Below are 16,125 nucleotides of genomic sequence, written 5' to 3' on the forward strand. Positions count from 1 at the left end.
GCACAGGGGGGAATCGGATTGGCAAACCTGAAGAAGTTCCTAATAAGAAGGCTCCTCACGTTTATCCCCACCCTCATCGGAGTCACCCTCATAGTCTTTCTGATCGCCTACGTCATTCCTGCGGACGTTGCCAGGGCATGGGCTGGCGGTGAGAAGGCGAGTCAGGCGTACATGGAGCAGATAAAGAAGGAGTATCACCTCGACGAGCCCTGGTACGACCAGTACTGGTTCCTCGTGAGCGGACTGGCGCGGAACAACATAATCGACCCGAGGACGTCCAACTACGTCCTTGATGATATAAGGGACCGCTTCCCCGTGACGTTTGAGCTGGCGCTGGTGGCGTTCTTCTTCATCCTGATAATAGGTATTCCCCTCGGTATAATCTCGGCCCTTAAGAGGAACACGTGGGTAGACACCGTTATCAGGTTCTTCGCCCTCACGGGCGTTTCCATGCCGGTCTTCTGGCTGGGCTACCTTCTCATATACGTGTTCTTCGTCGAGGTTCACTGGATAACGCTCGCCGGCTTCCCGGCCCCGCCCGAGCACCAGATAACCCACATCCCGATGATAGACGCCCTCCTCACCGGGGACCTCTCAACCTTCAGCCAGCACCTCCACAGGCTCTGGCTCCCCGGTTTCACGCTGGGATTCATGGGTGCCGGTGTTCTCGCCAGGTTCGTCAGGAACAGCTTCCTTGAGGCCATAGGCAGCGACTACGTTGGGTTCCTCAAGGCCAAGGGCGTTCCCAAGAGGGGAATCTACCGCCACGCCCTCAAGAACGCCATGGTTCCGATAGTCACCGTTCTCGGCCTTCAGTTCGGAGGCCTCCTCGGCGGAACTCCGATCACCGAGACGGTGTTCGGCCTCCCGGGAATGGGTTCCTACGTCATCGACTCAATCAGGAACCTCGACTTCCCCGCGGTCGTGGCCATAACCATGATCTTCGCCCTGATATTCCTCATAACGAACCTCGTCGTGGACATACTCTACGCCCTGATAGACCCGAGGGTGAGGTACTGAGAGCGCAGGGGTGATAAAATGGGCAGGGAAGAGTACAAATCAAACATTCTTGACAAGCTCTCTGACAAGCTCGTCGAGGGATTTGGAAGCTTCATAAGCCTGTTCAAGAAGGACTGGAAGAAGAAAAACCGCTCCAAGATGGAAGAATGGAAGCTCATGCTCTACGCCCTCAACCGCTCCCCGCCGGGCCTCATAGGACTGGCGCTCGTGCTGATGTTCGTGCTCCTCGGCATATTCGGCCCCAGCCTCGCCACGTGGAACTACAGGTTCTTCCCGACCAACTACAACATGAGCACCTACCTCGCCCCGCCCGGCTCGACGTACTTCCTGAACGTTACCGAGCTCCAGGGGGACAACATCATTCAGTACACCACGAACATCCACTACACGCTCGGTGCGGACAACTTCGGTAGGGACCTCGTCAGTCTCATCCTCTACGGAGCCAGGGTCTCCCTGGTGATATCGATAGTCGTCATAGTCCTCGGTGTGCCCCTGGGCATTATCCTGGGTCTCGTCGCAGGGTACTACGGCGGCAAGGTTGACGAGCTCGTCATGCGTATCACCGATGTGTTCCTGGCCTTCCCGGCGCTCATCCTCGCCATGGCCTTTTCCGCCGTGCTCCCGCAGAGGCTTCAGAACTTCATCTCCACCCATGAGTCCGTCCAGAGCTTCGTGCTGTGGCTCTTCGCGCTTGAACCTCAGGACGCCGGCAACCTCGGAAAGCTCCTCGCCGTCATACTCGCCATGATCATAGTCTGGTGGCCGGCCTACGCCAGAATAACACGCGGTTCGACCCTCACCGAGAGGGAGAGCCTCTACGTTGAAGCCGCCCGCGCCATAGGACTCAGCTCCAGAACGATAATGTTCAGGCACATCCTGCCCAACATCATCGGCCCGATACTGGTTTACATAACCCTCGACTTTGGAGGCGTCATCCTCATGGAGGCCGGCCTGAGCTTCCTCGGCCTCGGTGCAACGCCGCCAATAGCCGACTGGGGTAGGATAGTCTACGACGGCTCCCAGTACTTCCCGGAGCACTGGTGGCTCGTTACGTTCTCGGGCTTCATGATCATGCTCGTGGCCCTCGGATGGAACCTCCTCGGTGACACGATGAGGGACATCCTCGACCCGAAGACGAGGAGGAGCATAGAGTTCAAGGTTAAGAAGGCCAAGAAGGAGGGTGAGAGCAATGCCTGAGCCGATCCTTGAGGTTCGCGACCTGACCGTCCACTTTTACACCTACGCTGGAATAGTCAAGGCCATCGAAAGGGTTTCCTTCGACGTCTACAGGGGCGAGACCTTCGCGCTCGTCGGTGAAACCGGCTGTGGAAAGAGCGTCACCTCGCGCGCCCTCACCCAGCTCATCGAGAGCCCCGGAAAGATCGTGGAGGGCAGCGTGATCTACCACAGAGAGGATGGTTCGACCGTCGATCTCCTCAAGCTGGGCCCCGAGGAGATACGCGATATCCGCGGCAAGGAGATAGCATACATCTTCCAGGACCCCCACGCCTCCCTCGACCCGCTCTACACGGTGGGGTATCAGATAGCCGAGGGAATGGTGGTTCACAACACAGTCAAGGACTGGAAAGAGGGCTTTAAGAAGGCCGTTGATATTCTCCGCCGTGTTCTCATCCCCGACCCGGAGAACAGGGTAAAGAACTACCCCCACGAGATGAGCGGAGGAATGAAACAGCGTGTCGTCATCGGAACGGGCGTTGCCAACAACCCCAAGATACTCATCGCCGACGAGCCGACGACCGCCCTCGACGTCACGGTCCAGGCCCAGATACTCGAGCTGATGAACAAGCTCAAGCGCGAGTACAACACCACCGTGATACTCCTCACCCACAACATGGGAGTGGTCGCCGAGATGGCCGACCGTGTGGCGGTCATGTACGCGGGTAAAATAGTCGAGATAGGCTCCGTTGACCAGATATTCAAGAACCCGCTTCACCCGTACACGCAGGGTCTCCTCAGGGCAGTTCCCAACCCGCTGGCCAAGATAGACCGGCTCGAGACCATCCCGGGAACGGTTCCCAACCTGATAGAGCCGCCCGGGGGATGCCGCTTCCACCCGAGGTGCCCGAGGGTCATGGGCGTCTGCAAGGATAGGGTCCCCGAGCTGAAGGAGATAGAACCCGGTCACTTCGTGGCGTGCCACCTTTACTGAGGTGATACCATGAGCGAGCCGATACTCGAAGTTAAAAACCTCAAGAAGTATTTCCCCATTAGGGGCCTTTTCAGAACTGAGGGCTACGTCAAGGCCGTTGACGACGTCAGCTTCACGATAAACCGGGGTGAAACCTTCGGTCTCGTCGGAGAGAGCGGCTGTGGAAAAACCACCACCGGAAGGACCATCCTCCGCCTCATCGAACCCACCAGCGGTCAAATCATCTTCCAGGGCAAGGACGTCACGAAGCTCAAGGGCGAGGAGATGAAGTGGTTCCGCAGGAAGGCCCAGATCATGTTCCAGGATCCCTACTCCTCACTCAACCCCAGGCAGACGGTCTTCGAGGTCATCATGGAGCCCGTCCGCTTCCACAGGATACCCGTCGATGACCCCGAGGAGTTCGTGATAAAGCTCCTGGAGAGCGTCGGCCTCAACGAGATGCACCTCTACCGCTATCCCCACGAGTTCAGCGGCGGTCAGAGGCAGAGAATAGCCCTCGCCAGACTGCTGGCCCTCAGGCCGGAGTTCATAGTCCTCGATGAGCCCACCTCGGCCCTCGACGTTTCGGTTCAGGCCAACATCCTCAACACCCTCAAGGACCTCCAGAGGGAGTTCGGCTTCACGTACCTGTTCATCAGCCACGACCTTGGCGTCGTCAAGTACATGAGCCACAGGATGGGCGTTATGTACCTTGGAAAGCTCGTTGAGGTCGGGCCGGCGGAAGAGATCTTCGAAAACCCCCTCCACCCGTACACCAAGTTCCTGCTGTCCGCCATACCCGTTCCCGACCCGGAGCTGTCAAGGGAGCTCAAAGCGAAGCGCATGAAGGTTGAGGGGGAGCCGCCGAGCCCAATAAACCCGCCCCAGGGATGCCGCTTCCACCCGAGATGTCCGTTTGCCAAGGCAGGACTCTGCGACAAGAAAGAGCCCCCGCTGGTGGAGGTCGAGAACGGCCACTACGTCGCCTGCTGGCTCTACGGAAAGGCATGATTTTTTATTCTATCTTTTCCGTTCTCAGCCATTGGAGTGCCATTCCTGCGTTGGAGTCTATTTTGAACAGTTCCCTGTAAACGGGGTCGCCGACTTCCCCGCCGTTCACTTCGAACTCGAGGACTGCATAGCCCCGGGGTTTTACCACAGTTTCCCCCAGCTCCGCGGGACTCTTTATCCCGAGGACCTTCCTCATTATCGCCAGGGCCAGCAGGGCTTCCCGGTTCTTCTTGGCCAGCTCCTCGTCCCTGTCCACGTGCCGCTGGTGGCCGGTTGGTATGCCGATGATCCTCCAGATGTTCCAGCGCCTCATGTGCCGTGCCCTCTCGTTGAACCTCTCGCCGCTGAGGTCGTAGAGGGTCACGAAGAGGGAAGTCAGGTAGTTCCTCAGGGAGCCCTCTTCCAGCAGGGCCCCTTGGGGTCTGGCCTCGAGCCGCTGGAGGTTTTCGGCCTTTCTTATCAGCGTTGCACGCCTCTCGGGTTTCTCCACCCTCAGCGAAAAGTACGCGTCCACGCCGTATATCCCGGTCCTTGTCTCGAAGAGCACGTAGGGAACCCTCAGCCTCATGCCTCTCCCCCCGTTGAGTACGTGGGATAAGCATATAAAACCGCCGGAGGAATAGTCCCGGAGCTGAGGGCTATGAGGGTTGATGAGCTTCCAGTGGACGAGAGGATAAAGAGGATAATCCGTGAGAGGGGAATAGAGGAACTGTACCCGCCGCAGGCGGAGGCCCTGATGAGCGGCGTCCTAGAGGGAAAAAACCTCGTTTTAGCTATTCCCACGGCGAGCGGAAAGACCCTTGTGAGCGAGATAGTCATGGTCAACAGGCTCCTCCGCGATGGGGGTAAGGCGGTCTATCTCGTCCCCCTGAAGGCCCTTGCGGAGGAGAAGTACCGCGAGTTCAAGGAATGGGAGGTTCTGGGTCTCCGCGTGGCTGCAACGACCGGTGACTACGACTCCACCGATGAGTGGCTCGGGCGTTATGATGTAATCATCGCCACCGCCGAGAAGTTCGACTCCCTCCTGAGGCACGGCTCCAACTGGATTGAAGACGTCAAACTGGTCGTGGCGGACGAGGTCCACCTCATAGGCTCCTACGACAGGGGGGCCACGCTCGAGATGATACTCAGCCACATGCTGGGCAGGGCGCAGATCCTGGCTTTGAGTGCCACCGTTGGAAACGCCGAGGAGCTCGCCGAGTGGCTCGATGCCGCGCTGGTTATGAGCGACTGGCGCCCGGTTCAGCTCAGGAAGGGGGTATTTCACATCGGGCGGCTCTTCTGGGAGGACGGCAAAATAGACCGCTACCCTGAGAACTGGGAGAGTCTGGCAATTGACGCGGTCAAGAGGGGCAAGCAGGCGCTGGTGTTCGTCAACACCCGCCGCTCTGCCGAGAAGGAGGCCCTCTCGCTGTCCTCCAAGATAGCCCGTCTTCTCACGAAGCCGGAGACCAGGCAGCTAGACGAGCTGGTTTCCTCTATCGAGGACAACCCTACGACGGAGAAGCTCAAGAGGGCGCTGCGGGGCGGTGTCGCCTTCCACCACGCGGGCCTGAGCAGGGCTGAGAGGACCATGATAGAGGACGCCTTCAGGGAGGGGTTGGTTAAGGTAATAACGGCCACCCCAACGCTGTGCATGCATCCAGAGACCCCGGTAATCACAAAAAACGGCGTTAAAAAAGTAAGCGAGCTTGAAGAAGGGGATGAAGTTCTGACTCACAGCGGCCATTTTAAGAAAGCCATAACACCGCTAAGAAGGTCCCACAGCGGTAAAATGCTCGTAATCAAAGCGAGGGGAACCGTTCCGGTGAGGGTAACGCCCGAACACATGGTGTGGGTCGTTAAGAGAATCCGCCATAAGTCCCATTACTCGGATGGTAGACAGGTAATCTGGTGGGAGTTCAAAGGACCAGAGTGGATAACCGTTCAGGAACTCAAGGAACTTGTTGAAACCAATAAGGACGAAAAGGTATCCTATATGCTCCTTCAGCCGATTCCACAGCCAAAAGTTACAGTAGACAGAATCCCTCTGCGGGAACCAATCTATGTTTCAAATCAGTTCGGAACAACAGATAAATTACACCCCTCTATAAGGAGAACACCAGAATTCTTGCCTCTAAACTTTGAAACCGCAAGGTTGTTGGGCCTGTGGATTGCTGAGGGGTCTACCTCAAAAACAGGGGCCGTAAACTTCGCCATTGGCTCCCATGAAAACCAGATTACAGAATTCCTTGTACAAACTATCAAAAAGTATTTCCCACACGCTAACGTCGTTGTGAAGGACCACGAGCGGAACAGGAGAGTCGTCCGCTTCTGCAACAAGAGATTTGCCGAATGGCTCAGAGGGAACATCGGTCACAGGGCATACGAGAAAAGGATTCCCGATGTTCTTCTCTTCAACGAGAACAGGGAAGTCCGGCTTGGACTTTTAAGAGGTCTTGTTGAGGGAGATGGTTATATACGAAGAGACAATAGCAGTAGGGCCAACTATGTAAGTTACACCACGGTCTCGCCCACCTTGGCCTATCAACTTCAGCTTCTCCTTGGCTCTCTTGGATATGTATCGTCGATTTCGAGAAGCGTGAGGAAGTCTGGAATTGGAAAAAGCAGGAAGCCAATCTACGAAGTTAAAATCAGCGGACGCTCGTACTATGAGTTGCTCGAAGAACTCGGTCTTAAGGTTCCTCCGAAAGGAAATAGAACCTACAACGTGAACACGATCTGGAACGGCTATCTTCTCGTTAAGGTTCGCTCCGTTGAGGAGGAATTCTACGAGGGTGACGTCTATAATCTTGAGGTCGAGGACGACGAGAGTTACAGCGTTGGCTTCATAGTCCACAACTCGGCTGGTGTGAATTTGCCCTCGTTCAGAGTAATAATCCGCGACACCAAGCGCTACGCCGGCTTCGGCTGGACGGACATACCGGTTCTCGAGATACAGCAGATGATGGGAAGGGCAGGAAGGCCGAAGTACGACAAAGTCGGAGAGGCGATAATCGTCGCAAGGACGGAGGAACCGAGAAGGCTGATGGAGAAATACATCCACGGAAAGCCCGAGAAACTGTTCTCGATGCTCGCCAACGAGCAGGCCTTCAGGAGCCAGATTCTGGCGCTCGTGACCAACTTCGGAATAGGTAACTTCCGTGAGCTGGTTTCTTTCCTTGAGAGGACTTTCTACGCCCACCAGCGCGGGGATATAGCCTCTCTTGAGTACAAGGCCAAGAACGTCGTCTACTTCCTCATCGAAAACGGGTTCATCGACATGGACATGAACGACCGCTTCATGCCCCTGCCCTTTGGAAAGCGCACCTCCCAGCTCTACATAGACCCCCTCACGGCGAAGAAATTCAAGGACGCCTTTCCGGCAATTGAGAACAACCCCAACCCCTTCGGAATCTTCCAGCTGATGGCATCGACGCCGGACATGGGGGTTTTGAACGCCAGGAAAAGGGAGATGGAGGACTACCTCGACCTGGCCTATGAGATGGAGGATAAGCTTTACACGAACATCCCCTACTACGAGGACTCGCGCTTCCAGGGCTTTTTGGGCCAGATAAAAACGGCAAAGGTGCTTCTCGACTGGATAAACGAGGTTCCGGAGACGAGGATATACGAGACCTACAACATAGACCCCGGGGACCTCTACAGAATTCTGGAGCTCGCGGACTGGCTGATGTATTCGCTCATCGAACTCTACAAGCTCTTCGAGCCGGAGGAAGAAGTGCTGAACTACCTGAAAGACCTGCACCTCCGCCTGCGTCATGGCGTTCGCGAGGAGCTCCTCGAGCTGGTTAAGCTCCCCAACATCGGAAGGAAGAGGGCGAGGGCGCTCTACAACGCCGGCTTCAGGACACAGGAGGATATAATGCGCGCCAAGGTGAGGGACCTCCTGGAGGTCGAGGGCATCGGAATGAAGGTGGTTGAAGGTTTGTTCCGACACTTCGGCGTGGAGATGCCGAAGGGTGCTAAAAAGGACTCCAAAAAGGCAGAAAAAGCGCGGAAGGGAACCCTCGATGCTTTCCTGAAGTAGGGCCAATCTTTTTAAATCCCCCTATTTTACTCGGGCGTGGGCACTATGATAATCATCGTGACTGGAATGCCCGGTTCGGGAAAGAGCAGGATCGTCAAGGAGTTCGAGAGTAGAGGCTTTCCGAGCGTTTCTATGGGAGACGTCGTGAGGGAGGAGACCGTAAAGCGCGGGCTGGAGCTGACCAAGGAGAACGTCGCCAAGGTGAGCATAAGGCTGAGGCAGGAGCTGGGCCAGAACGCCGTCGCAAAGCTGACGGTCGAGAAGGTGAGGCGCCTCCTTGAGAACAGCAGGGTCGTCGTTATAGACGGCGTCCGCTCCCTCGACGAGGTCGGGACCTTCAGGAGCGCTTTTCCAGACGAGGAGATAATAATACTGGCCGTTCACACGCCACCGCACATGCGCTTCGATAGGCTCAAGGCCCGCGGAAGGCACGACGACCCCAAAAGCTGGGAGGACTTTGAGGAGCGCGACTGGAAGGAGCTGAAGTTCGGCATAGGCAACGTCATCGCGATGGCCGACCACATGATAGTGAACGACTGCAGCAGGGGCGAGTACGAGGAGAGGGTGAGGAAGCTCGTTGACAGGATTCTAGCCGAGCATTGAGTCGAGGAACAGCATCACGTAGAAGCCCAGGAAAAACCCCAGGGTTATCAGCGTGTCACTGTTTTCTCCCCTGTATATTTCCGGTATCATCTCCTTCACGGTCACGTAGAGCATCGCCCCGCCGGCCAGACCGAGGCCGTACGGCAGGAGCCAGGCGAAGAGGGTGAAGAAATACGCCCCGAGGAGCACCATGGCCATCTCCGCGAAGCCGCTCAGCACGCCCATCGCTATCGGCTGGAGGCGCTTCTTCTGTATCGTTGCGAGGGGCAGGGAAACGACGGTTCCCTCGGGAAAATCCTGGATGCCTATGGCTATGGTGGTGACGAGGCCCACCTCCAGGTTGTAGACGAGCGAGGTTCCAACCGCTAAGCCCTCCGGTAGGTTGTGGATTATCACCGCTATGACGAGAAGCCAGACCTTCCTCAGCTTGTCCTTCATGGATTTAGGGCCCTCGTAGCCCTTGACGAGGTGTTCATGTGGGAGGAAGCGGTCTATGGCGTAGATGAGCAGCACTCCAAGGGCTATCCCGATTCCGGCCGGTGCGAAGGAGCCGGTGCTCTCTATCGCCGGCAGGATGAGGCTCGTGAAGGCCGCCACTATCATCACACCGGCGGCGAAGCTGAGGGCAAAATCAACTCCTCCCTCTGGGAGGCTCTTGGCGAATATCGCCACCATGGCACCGAGGGAAGTCATGAGAGCGACGAAAAGCCCGGCGTAGAAAGCAACCCACATGATTTCGCCGTTCGAGATGCTCAGTATCCACTCCGCGAGATTGGCCACGAAATTCTCTAACACTATTAGGCCACCCTAACTATTTGGGCGGTTGGGTTTATAAGCCTTCCCGCGAGCTTCTTCTGGGTGAGAAGATGGAGCTCTTTGAGGAAGTTGAGGTTGAGGCTTACGTTTATCCGACCGAGGACATCGAGAAGGTCAAGAGAGCTATGCTGAACCTTGTCCGTGACCTGGAGTTCGAGGCGTTCGATAGGGGCGATTACGTCATTCTGACCGGCAAAACGAAGAGCAGAAAAGCCCTTAGCAGGCTCTACGAGCTCTTCCGCGGACAGGCCATACTCGACACCGCGCGCTCCTTCCTCGAGGAGGGCTACTTCGGCGAGGAGATAATCATCAGGGTCAACAAGCAGGCCGCTTATGCCGGCGTCGTCAACTTCAACGAGGAGTCGCCGCTGGGCCCTATAACGATAATCATCAGAACCCGGGACCCGGGGAAGCTAATGAAGTGGCTCGCACCGAGGACAAAGGACGGGGTGCCGATAGAGTAAAAAGGAAAGCTCATTCGGCCGCTTTCTTCTTCCTCCTGCCCCAGCTTATCTGGGCCGTCAGGATTCTCTCGGAGGAAAACAGCCTTGCCGTGGCGTAGAGTATAACCACCGCTATGGCGGCCAGGTAGATGGCACTGACCGCTATTGCCCTGTAGTTCTCCACCAGCACGTATCTGTAGTCGAGTATCGGATGGGTGAAGGGTATCGCTTTAAGGACGTACTGAAAGACCACTGGAAGGTCCCCGATGTCGGTGTACATAAGTATGAAAGCCGGAAACGCCAGGGGCAGGATTACCGCGCTGACCAGCGTTGTCGCGCTCTGGACGTCTTCGGCGAAGGTTGCCACTATCATGGCTAAGCTGAGGGCGATTATTATCGTCAGGAACACCACAAGGGCGAATAAAGCGGCGCCCGTCGGCGTTACCACGAGGCCGAGGTCCCCAAGACTGACCCCCAGGTCTCCCCCCATGAAGGAGCCCATGTACTGCCGCATTCCTATCATGTACGCCACCGCCGCGACCAGGCCCATCATGGCGGTTCCGAATATCTTGGCCCCGACTATGTGGGTTCTGGGAACCGGAAGTGTCAGCAACGTTTCCAGCGTTTTGTTTTCCTTTTCACTCGCTATGGCTCCAGCGGCCATCTGGGAGGTTATCATGACCATAAGGAAGATTATCAGGGGTATCGTGAATGCCTGGGACGCTATTACTCCCGAGACAACCCCCGGTGGAACATCGACCACCCTGTCGTTTATGTAAGACCTGCTCTGCACGGTTATAGGATGCAGAACCGCGTCCGGATTTTCGGCACCCAGTGCGGTCACCTTAAGGCGCGCTATCTCCTCGCTCAGTATCCCTATGACGGCACTTATCCTGCCCTCACTGACGCTCTCTTTCATTCCCGTCCCCACGCTCAGAAAGATGCCGTATATCTCGACCGTGGCCGTTTCGTTCGCCGTCAGCTTGGCGGAGAAGTCCCCGGGGATAACCACAAGAACGTTCTGTTTATTCTCCACCGCCCATTGAAGCGCTCCTTCGAGCGTCGTGGCGTTTACAAGGGTTACGCTGGTGTTGGGGGCCGTCTTGAGCGCATCCACGAGAGCCTTTCCGTAACGTCCCTCGTCAAAGTTCACTATCGTCACGTGAGTCGTCCCGGTTGCCTGCTCCATTCCCACCTGTATGAACTTCCCCATCATGGGGTAGATTATCAGGGGAACTATTATGAGGCCGAAGAGCAGCTTTCTGTCCCTGAATAGGTTCTTGAGCTCCTTCTTGGCCATCACCCAGAAGTCGCTCATGCCCCCTCACCTCCGACCGGCTCGTTCGCTTCCGCCCCCACTGCCCTCATGAAGACCTCCTCGAGGTTCTCTGCCCCGTACTTGTCCTTCAGCTCCCCGGGGGTTCCAAGCTCAACTATCCTCCCTCCTGCTATCATCGCCACCCTGTCGCAGAGGAACTCCACCTCGAGCATGTTGTGGCTTGAGAGCAGGAACGTGACTCCTTCACTCCTTGCAAAGCGCCTTATCGTCTGCCGTATTTCGTACGCGTTGACTATGTCCAGCCCGCTCGCCGGTTCGTCCAGTATTGCCAGCTTCGGCTTCACCATGAGCGCCCTCGCTATGAGGAGCTTCCTCGTCATTCCCTTGGAGTACGTCGACACCTTGTCGTGCAGCCTTTCCCCAAGCCCGCTGAGTTCAACGCCCAGCTCGAGCATCTCCCTTGCCCTCTCATCATCTTTGGAGTAGAGCCGCGCCATGAATTGCAGGTATTCATAGCCGGTGAGGTTCTTATAGGCTCCCGCCTCCTCCGGCAGGTAGCTGATGATCTCCCTGACCCTGTCGGCTTCCCTCACCACGTCGTGGCCGTCTATCTTCGCGCTCCCGCCCGTCGGCTTGAGGAGCGTCGAGAGTATCTTGAGAGTCGTGCTCTTTCCGGCGCCGTTGGGCCCGATGAGCCCGAAGATTTCACCCTCGTTGATGGAGAAGCTTATCCCCTTGAGGGCCTTCACCTTTCCGTAGTCCTTCTCCAGATTCAGAACTTCAGCCATGGGCATGTTTGACCCTCCCCACCTTGTAAACGAGCAGTCCAAGGGTGGCGAGCGAAACTCCAAAGAGAAAAACCACCCAGATTCCCGAGTATCCCCCGACGAATGCCGTTCCAAGCCCGATAGCAACTCCAAGCCAGCCATTGAGCTCGTGGGGGTTTTTAAACCCGTGACCGAGCCCCATCAGCAGGGCGCCGGCCATGATAAAGCCAAGCTCGACGGCGAGCAGGGGCATGTTTATTCCCGTGCATGCCTCCCCGCTCGGTATTTTCATGCACGCCAGCCTTTCAATCGGTGGCCTCAAAAACCCGAGGGCCAGGCCCAGGAGGTATAGGAACCCCCCAAAGGCCTTCTTAACGTTCATCTCCATCACCCCCGTAGATGAAGACATCCTCGATTTTAACGCCGAAGAAGCGGGCTATCTTGAAGGCGAGCCTGAGCGAGGGGTCGTAGCGGCCCTTCTCAATCGCTATTATCGTCTGCCTGGTCACGCCAAGGGCTTTTGCCAGCTCCTCCTGGGTTATGCCCAGCTCCTCCCTCAGCTCGCGCAGGCGGTTCTTCATCACATCACCCTCGCGTAATGGTGCTTCAGGCACAGTTTTAGGGCCGAGGTCAGAACCATCAAACTGAGGGCCAGGTAATAGGCACTCCTCAGGTTTGGGTCCTTCTCGGAGAGAACAGAAAGCACCACGACAGCAAAGGCCAACGCCAGAACCACCACCTGGAGGGTTCTCCGTGAGGCCATTTCCTCGATGCGGAGCGTCCTCTCGTCGCTTATAATCTCTCCTCGTTTTTTGAGCCAGTCTGCGTAGAGGAACGAAACAGCCACCGTTGCCACCAGAACGCCGAAGGCCAGCGCAACGTTTCCCATCCAGAGCGCCACGGCCAGTAAAGAGGCCGCTGTTGCGGGGATTGCGTAACCTAAAATTCTCCACCGTTCCATGCTCCCACCATGTAAAGTTTCCTTTACGTAAAGCTTCCTTTACATCCATATAAGCCTTTCCCCTCAAAGTTTTTAAAGCGCCGGGGAGAAGTTCAATCCGCGCGGGGGTAGCCGAGCCTGGCCAAAGGCGCGGGATTTAGGGTCCCGTCCCGCAGGGGTTCGCGGGTTCAAATCCCGTCCCCCGCACCACAACAGCCATTGCCTGCACAAAGTTTGATCGGAGAGGTTTAACTGTTCAGAAAGGAGCGGTCAAAAGTGGACATGCTTCTTCAAAACACGCTTTGAATTGCCAGTTTAGAAGTCAAACACCCAAAGAGCCAGCACAAAAGCATACCAAACTTTGATGAAACTTTGCCCAGCAAAGTTTCTGTGGCGGGCCGGGCGGGATTTGAACCCGCGACCTTCGGCTCCGGAGGCTCCTTTTGATGATTGTGAGCCTCTCAAGAGGCTGTTTTTGGAAAAAGAACGACTACTATCAAAATGGGCGATTTGGGCAGAAAAGCAGCTCACAAAAAGAGTTGCCAGAGCGTATTTGAACGCACTCACAAAAGCGCAAACCTTCAATGATTTACTGCAGATGAGAGAAGGCTCCAAAACACAAAGATTGGCTCTCAGAAGCTTCGCAAAATACACGTACGAGTCGAGAATCATCACGAAGGAAGAATACGAGGCGATAAAGAGGTGCGTCAAGCTCAAAAGAACGAACAACATCGATACGAGAGTCTATAGCGACGAAGACATCACCAACATACTCCGCCAACTCACCAACAAAAAACACCACCTCTTCCTCCGGCTCGTCGTGGAAAGCGGTCTCCGTCGCTCTCACGCTATTTCAGCATGGAACAAACTCAGAAAAGGAGAATACACAACGATGGGAGAATTTGCGTACACAGAACTCAACATTCGGAACAAGACAAAACAAGCATTCGTCTGCTTCTGCTCCAAAGAGCTCGCAGATGCCATATACAAGATGAACGAGCCAGTATCCTACAACATCGCAGAAAACGTCGGCAAACGACAGAGAATACTCTACAACGGCATACGGAAATGGTGGTACACCACAGCGCTTGACGTGGGAATGGACTCCAACGTTGCCGACTTTCTCCAGGGAAGAGCCCCAACCTCTATCGGAGCTCGTCATTACCTCGATGCGCTCAGACTCGCAAAGAAGCAGTATCCCAAGCTTTTACAGGCCATCAAAGAGCGCATTTACTCGAACCTGTAACCTCCACTCTTTTCAACCTTTATTACTTTTGTAAGTAGTATGAATCGGGCCCTTCAGGGCCCCCGTGAATAACGTATGGTACGGAGGTGAAAAAGGTGAACACGTGGGAACTCAAAGAACTCATCAAACAGAAAGAGGACGAGCTCTTTTGGAAGCGATTGAACCCAGAAGCCGTACTACGGGGAGAAACGGACAAACTGGAAGGAGAAATCAAAGTCCTCAAAGAACTGTACTGGGAGATGATTCAAAGATGAGAATACGAACCTCAGACCTCTTCACAATCGCCGACGCACTTGTAGTGCTCAGGGACCCAGAGATTGACATTACCTACCGCATGAGAATCGCGGACAAACTGGAGAGCCTCTACTGGAGGGCGTTGAAGGCATGGAAAGAGCAACACTCATCATAGAGAAGAGTATCCCTCCAACAGCGAAAGCAGAAGTCAGGGAATTGTTCCAGAACATCGATACCGGACGCTTCAAGTACATAGTGGTTGCATGGCTCGCATACTGGCATTACAGGAACTACAAACCGCCCCTCGTTCCCCTGAGTGTCAGTCTTGCCGCCGGATTGTTCAAGAAAAGGCCAAAAGAATTCCAAAGTGATGAATTTGAGGTTTATCCTCCGTGATTTGCCCCGCCAAATGGCGGGGCCATCTTTCTCCCCCACGAACGAGACCAGCCTTTCAGAGAAAAGACCTTTGGAACTCAACCCACCTTCCCGTCTCACTCTTGCTTTATCTTCCGCTCCAAGCCCTTTATCATGCCATAGAGCTTATTCAGGTACTTACTCTTGTACTGCCTCCCCTCCTCATCGTAAACGACGTCCAGAATCTTTTCGATTACCTTGATTCTTGCCTCATGATCCTCGAACTGATCCTCAGCCCACTCCATATCCCCCTTCAAGGAGGCGACATCTCTCCGAAGTTTGGCAATCTCTCGCCTGAGATCCTCGAGTTCTTCACGGATTTCCTCATCCCTCACCGCCTATCACCTCCTTGAGCTTTTTCCTGTCAATCCTGACCACCTTGAGCTCACTCAAAGCCCCTGCTTCCCTGAGCCTCCTGAGGGCCCTACTCACTGTACTCGGACTCACATTGAGAATACCTGCGATTTTGCGGGCAGAGAATCCCTTCTGATACAGTTCAACCACAGTAACCAGCTTTCCTTCGTCCAACACAGGCGGCCTCCCCAACCGCTTACCCTTCCCCCTCGCACGCATCAAGCCCTCCCTTGTCCTCTTCCGGATGAACTCGCGCTCGAGGTCGGCAAAAAGGGCCAACAGAGTCGTCATTATCTTGAACTGCATGGCATCGGAAGTACTATCCAGACCCTCCTTGACGGCGACAACGCGAACTCCCTTCTCCGTCAGTTCATTGAGGGTCAATATGACATCGCCGAGCGAACGTCCCAGCCGAGTCAGCTCGGAAACCACGAGAATATCACCTTCCCGAGCCATTTCCAGTATTTTTGAGAAGCCCGGACGCTTCTTGGCAGGTATACCACCAGAAACCCCCTCATCCTTGATGATTTCAAACTCCTCAATCCCCTTCTCAGAAAGCCAGCCCTTTACGCTTTCCATTTGACTGTCTATGTCCTGCTCGTCCGTGCTCACTCGGAGGTACACGTACACCGTCATCTGGCACACCCAAGTATGTATCATAAACATCGATATAAACTTTTGCACTATTGTACCAAAAATCTCAAAATGATAGATTTGACGTTTCAAAAATCTGCGCATCAACAGTTATGAAACATAAAGCCAGAACCGAGCCAATTTGACACAACCGAACCAACAAAGCTCCCGCAACTCTTTTATCCA

General features: G+C 55.3%; 18 protein-coding genes, 1 tRNA gene and 3 pseudogenes. 13 read left to right on the forward strand and 9 right to left on the reverse strand.

Annotated elements, in window-relative coordinates; genetic code table 11:
- The first annotated feature begins 18 nt into the window (after positions 1-18).
- Genes FH039_RS11015 through FH039_RS11030 form a run of 4 tightly spaced genes read left to right on the forward strand, consistent with a single transcriptional unit; the run spans position 19 to position 4,180 of the window.
- Positions 19-1,020, forward strand: a complete 1,002-nt coding sequence (locus FH039_RS11015) for an ABC transporter permease (RefSeq protein WP_139681352.1) — start codon at positions 19-21, stop codon at positions 1,018-1,020.
- An 18-nt stretch (positions 1,021-1,038) separates the two neighbouring features.
- Positions 1,039-2,217, forward strand: coding sequence for an ABC transporter permease (locus FH039_RS11020; RefSeq protein WP_139681353.1), 1,179 nt, complete (start codon positions 1,039-1,041; stop codon positions 2,215-2,217).
- A complete protein-coding gene (locus tag FH039_RS11025) occupies positions 2,210-3,190 on the forward strand; it encodes an ABC transporter ATP-binding protein (protein WP_139681354.1) in 981 nt (326 codons plus the stop codon). The genes FH039_RS11020 and FH039_RS11025 overlap by 8 nt, the downstream gene beginning before the upstream one ends.
- A 9-nt stretch (positions 3,191-3,199) precedes the next feature.
- On the forward strand, positions 3,200-4,180 hold the full coding sequence (locus FH039_RS11030) for an ABC transporter ATP-binding protein (RefSeq protein WP_139681355.1): 981 nt from the start codon (positions 3,200-3,202) through the stop codon (positions 4,178-4,180).
- 4 nt (positions 4,181-4,184) lie between these two features.
- Here the strand turns inward: FH039_RS11030 and FH039_RS11035 are convergent, their stop codons facing one another.
- Entirely contained in the window at positions 4,185-4,748 is a 564-nt protein-coding gene (locus FH039_RS11035; RefSeq protein WP_139681356.1) for a globin family protein, read from the reverse strand.
- 72 nt (positions 4,749-4,820) lie between these two features.
- Between FH039_RS11035 and FH039_RS12550 the strand changes: the two are divergent.
- The 4 genes and pseudogenes from FH039_RS12550 to FH039_RS11050 form a co-directional block, all read left to right on the forward strand.
- Positions 4,821-5,834 (forward strand): annotated as a pseudogene (locus tag FH039_RS12550) (DEAD/DEAH box helicase); the annotation flags it as partial.
- Between the two features lie 324 nt (positions 5,835-6,158).
- Positions 6,159-6,842: pseudogene (locus FH039_RS12555) on the forward strand (LAGLIDADG family homing endonuclease); the annotation flags it as partial.
- Positions 6,843-7,022: 180 nt separating this feature from the next.
- Positions 7,023-8,210, forward strand: a pseudogene (locus FH039_RS12560) (helix-hairpin-helix domain-containing protein); the annotation flags it as partial.
- 45 nt (positions 8,211-8,255) lie between these two features.
- Complete coding sequence (locus FH039_RS11050) at positions 8,256-8,813, forward strand: dephospho-CoA kinase (protein WP_139681850.1); 558 nt, start codon at positions 8,256-8,258, stop codon at positions 8,811-8,813.
- Here FH039_RS11050 and FH039_RS11055 read toward each other — a convergent pair.
- On the reverse strand, positions 8,799-9,608 hold the full coding sequence (locus tag FH039_RS11055) for a ZIP family metal transporter (protein ID WP_139681357.1): 810 nt from the start codon (positions 9,606-9,608) through the stop codon (positions 8,799-8,801). The genes FH039_RS11050 and FH039_RS11055 overlap by 15 nt on opposite strands.
- Before the next feature lie 71 nt (positions 9,609-9,679).
- On the opposite strand from FH039_RS11055, the gene FH039_RS11060 reads away from it, so the two are divergent.
- The gene (locus FH039_RS11060) at positions 9,680-10,093 is read left to right on the forward strand and encodes an RNA-binding domain-containing protein (RefSeq protein ID WP_139681358.1); all 414 of its coding nucleotides are present in this window, start codon (positions 9,680-9,682) and stop codon (positions 10,091-10,093) included.
- Between the two features lie 10 nt (positions 10,094-10,103).
- On the opposite strand, the gene FH039_RS11065 is transcribed toward FH039_RS11060, so the two are convergent.
- Genes FH039_RS11065 through FH039_RS11085 form a run of 5 tightly spaced genes read right to left on the reverse strand, consistent with a single transcriptional unit; the run spans position 10,104 to position 13,079 of the window.
- On the reverse strand, positions 10,104-11,390 hold the full coding sequence (locus tag FH039_RS11065) for an ABC transporter permease (protein WP_139681359.1): 1,287 nt from the start codon (positions 11,388-11,390) through the stop codon (positions 10,104-10,106).
- A complete protein-coding gene (locus FH039_RS11070; protein ID WP_139681360.1) occupies positions 11,387-12,145 on the reverse strand; it encodes an ABC transporter ATP-binding protein in 759 nt (252 codons plus the stop codon). The genes FH039_RS11065 and FH039_RS11070 overlap by 4 nt, the downstream gene beginning before the upstream one ends.
- The gene (locus FH039_RS11075; RefSeq protein WP_338064602.1) at positions 12,132-12,506 is read right to left on the reverse strand and encodes a hypothetical protein; all 375 of its coding nucleotides are present in this window, start codon (positions 12,504-12,506) and stop codon (positions 12,132-12,134) included. The genes FH039_RS11070 and FH039_RS11075 overlap by 14 nt, the downstream gene beginning before the upstream one ends.
- Positions 12,490-12,699, reverse strand: a complete 210-nt coding sequence (locus tag FH039_RS11080; RefSeq protein ID WP_139681361.1) for a helix-turn-helix transcriptional regulator — start codon at positions 12,697-12,699, stop codon at positions 12,490-12,492. The genes FH039_RS11075 and FH039_RS11080 overlap by 17 nt, the downstream gene beginning before the upstream one ends.
- A complete protein-coding gene (locus tag FH039_RS11085; RefSeq protein WP_139681362.1) occupies positions 12,699-13,079 on the reverse strand; it encodes a DUF2178 domain-containing protein in 381 nt (126 codons plus the stop codon). The genes FH039_RS11080 and FH039_RS11085 overlap by 1 nt, the downstream gene beginning before the upstream one ends.
- Positions 13,080-13,180: 101 nt before the next feature.
- Here FH039_RS11085 and FH039_RS11090 point away from each other — a divergent pair.
- The 4 genes from FH039_RS11090 (at position 13,181) to FH039_RS11100 (ending at position 14,934) form a co-directional block, all read left to right on the forward strand.
- Positions 13,181-13,268: transfer RNA gene (locus tag FH039_RS11090), tRNA-Leu, on the forward strand.
- Positions 13,269-13,656: 388 nt separating this feature from the next.
- Positions 13,657-14,304 (forward strand): integrase, encoded by a 648-nt coding sequence (locus FH039_RS11095; protein WP_168188409.1) that lies wholly within the window; start codon positions 13,657-13,659, stop codon positions 14,302-14,304.
- A 95-nt stretch (positions 14,305-14,399) separates the two neighbouring features.
- The gene (locus FH039_RS12220) at positions 14,400-14,558 is read left to right on the forward strand and encodes a hypothetical protein (protein WP_168188410.1); all 159 of its coding nucleotides are present in this window, start codon (positions 14,400-14,402) and stop codon (positions 14,556-14,558) included.
- Between the two features lie 130 nt (positions 14,559-14,688).
- Entirely contained in the window at positions 14,689-14,934 is a 246-nt protein-coding gene (locus FH039_RS11100; protein ID WP_139681364.1) for a hypothetical protein, read from the forward strand.
- A gap of 95 nt (positions 14,935-15,029) precedes the next feature.
- Here the strand turns inward: FH039_RS11100 and FH039_RS11105 are convergent, their stop codons facing one another.
- Together FH039_RS11105 and FH039_RS11110 are read right to left on the reverse strand one after the other, a co-directional pair.
- The gene (locus FH039_RS11105; protein ID WP_139681365.1) at positions 15,030-15,287 is read right to left on the reverse strand and encodes an Atg14 domain-containing protein; all 258 of its coding nucleotides are present in this window, start codon (positions 15,285-15,287) and stop codon (positions 15,030-15,032) included.
- Positions 15,277-15,942, reverse strand: a complete 666-nt coding sequence (locus tag FH039_RS11110; RefSeq protein WP_168188411.1) for a recombinase family protein — start codon at positions 15,940-15,942, stop codon at positions 15,277-15,279. The genes FH039_RS11105 and FH039_RS11110 overlap by 11 nt, the downstream gene beginning before the upstream one ends.
- Positions 15,943-16,125 lie beyond the last annotated feature (183 nt).

Origin of the sequence: Thermococcus indicus, assembly GCF_006274605.1 — an archaeon.
Lineage (GTDB): Archaea > Methanobacteriota_B > Thermococci > Thermococcales > Thermococcaceae > Thermococcus > Thermococcus indicus.

Excerpts from the sequence above, each read along its gene's own strand:
- FH039_RS11020 (WP_139681353.1), top strand. The coding sequence starts at position 1,039 with ATGGGCAGGGAAGAGTACAAATCAAACATTCTTGACAAGCTCTCTGAC.
- FH039_RS11025 (WP_139681354.1), top strand. The coding sequence starts at position 2,210 with ATGCCTGAGCCGATCCTTGAGGTTCGCGACCTGACCGTCCACTTTTAC.
- FH039_RS11030 (WP_139681355.1), top strand. The coding sequence starts at position 3,200 with ATGAGCGAGCCGATACTCGAAGTTAAAAACCTCAAGAAGTATTTCCCC.
- FH039_RS11035 (WP_139681356.1), bottom strand. The coding sequence starts at position 4,748 with ATGAGGCTGAGGGTTCCCTACGTGCTCTTCGAGACAAGGACCGGGATA.
- FH039_RS11050 (WP_139681850.1), top strand. The coding sequence starts at position 8,256 with ATGATAATCATCGTGACTGGAATGCCCGGTTCGGGAAAGAGCAGGATC.
- FH039_RS11060 (WP_139681358.1), top strand. The coding sequence starts at position 9,680 with ATGGAGCTCTTTGAGGAAGTTGAGGTTGAGGCTTACGTTTATCCGACC.
- FH039_RS11065 (WP_139681359.1), bottom strand. The coding sequence starts at position 11,390 with ATGAGCGACTTCTGGGTGATGGCCAAGAAGGAGCTCAAGAACCTATTC.
- FH039_RS11070 (WP_139681360.1), bottom strand. The coding sequence starts at position 12,145 with ATGCCCATGGCTGAAGTTCTGAATCTGGAGAAGGACTACGGAAAGGTG.
- FH039_RS11075 (WP_338064602.1), bottom strand. The coding sequence starts at position 12,506 with ATGGAGATGAACGTTAAGAAGGCCTTTGGGGGGTTCCTATACCTCCTG.
- FH039_RS11080 (WP_139681361.1), bottom strand. The coding sequence starts at position 12,699 with ATGAAGAACCGCCTGCGCGAGCTGAGGGAGGAGCTGGGCATAACCCAG.
- FH039_RS11085 (WP_139681362.1), bottom strand. The coding sequence starts at position 13,079 with ATGGAACGGTGGAGAATTTTAGGTTACGCAATCCCCGCAACAGCGGCC.
- FH039_RS11095 (WP_168188409.1), top strand. The coding sequence starts at position 13,657 with ATGAGAGAAGGCTCCAAAACACAAAGATTGGCTCTCAGAAGCTTCGCA.
- FH039_RS11100 (WP_139681364.1), top strand. The coding sequence starts at position 14,689 with ATGGAAAGAGCAACACTCATCATAGAGAAGAGTATCCCTCCAACAGCG.
- FH039_RS11110 (WP_168188411.1), bottom strand. The coding sequence starts at position 15,942 with ATGACGGTGTACGTGTACCTCCGAGTGAGCACGGACGAGCAGGACATA.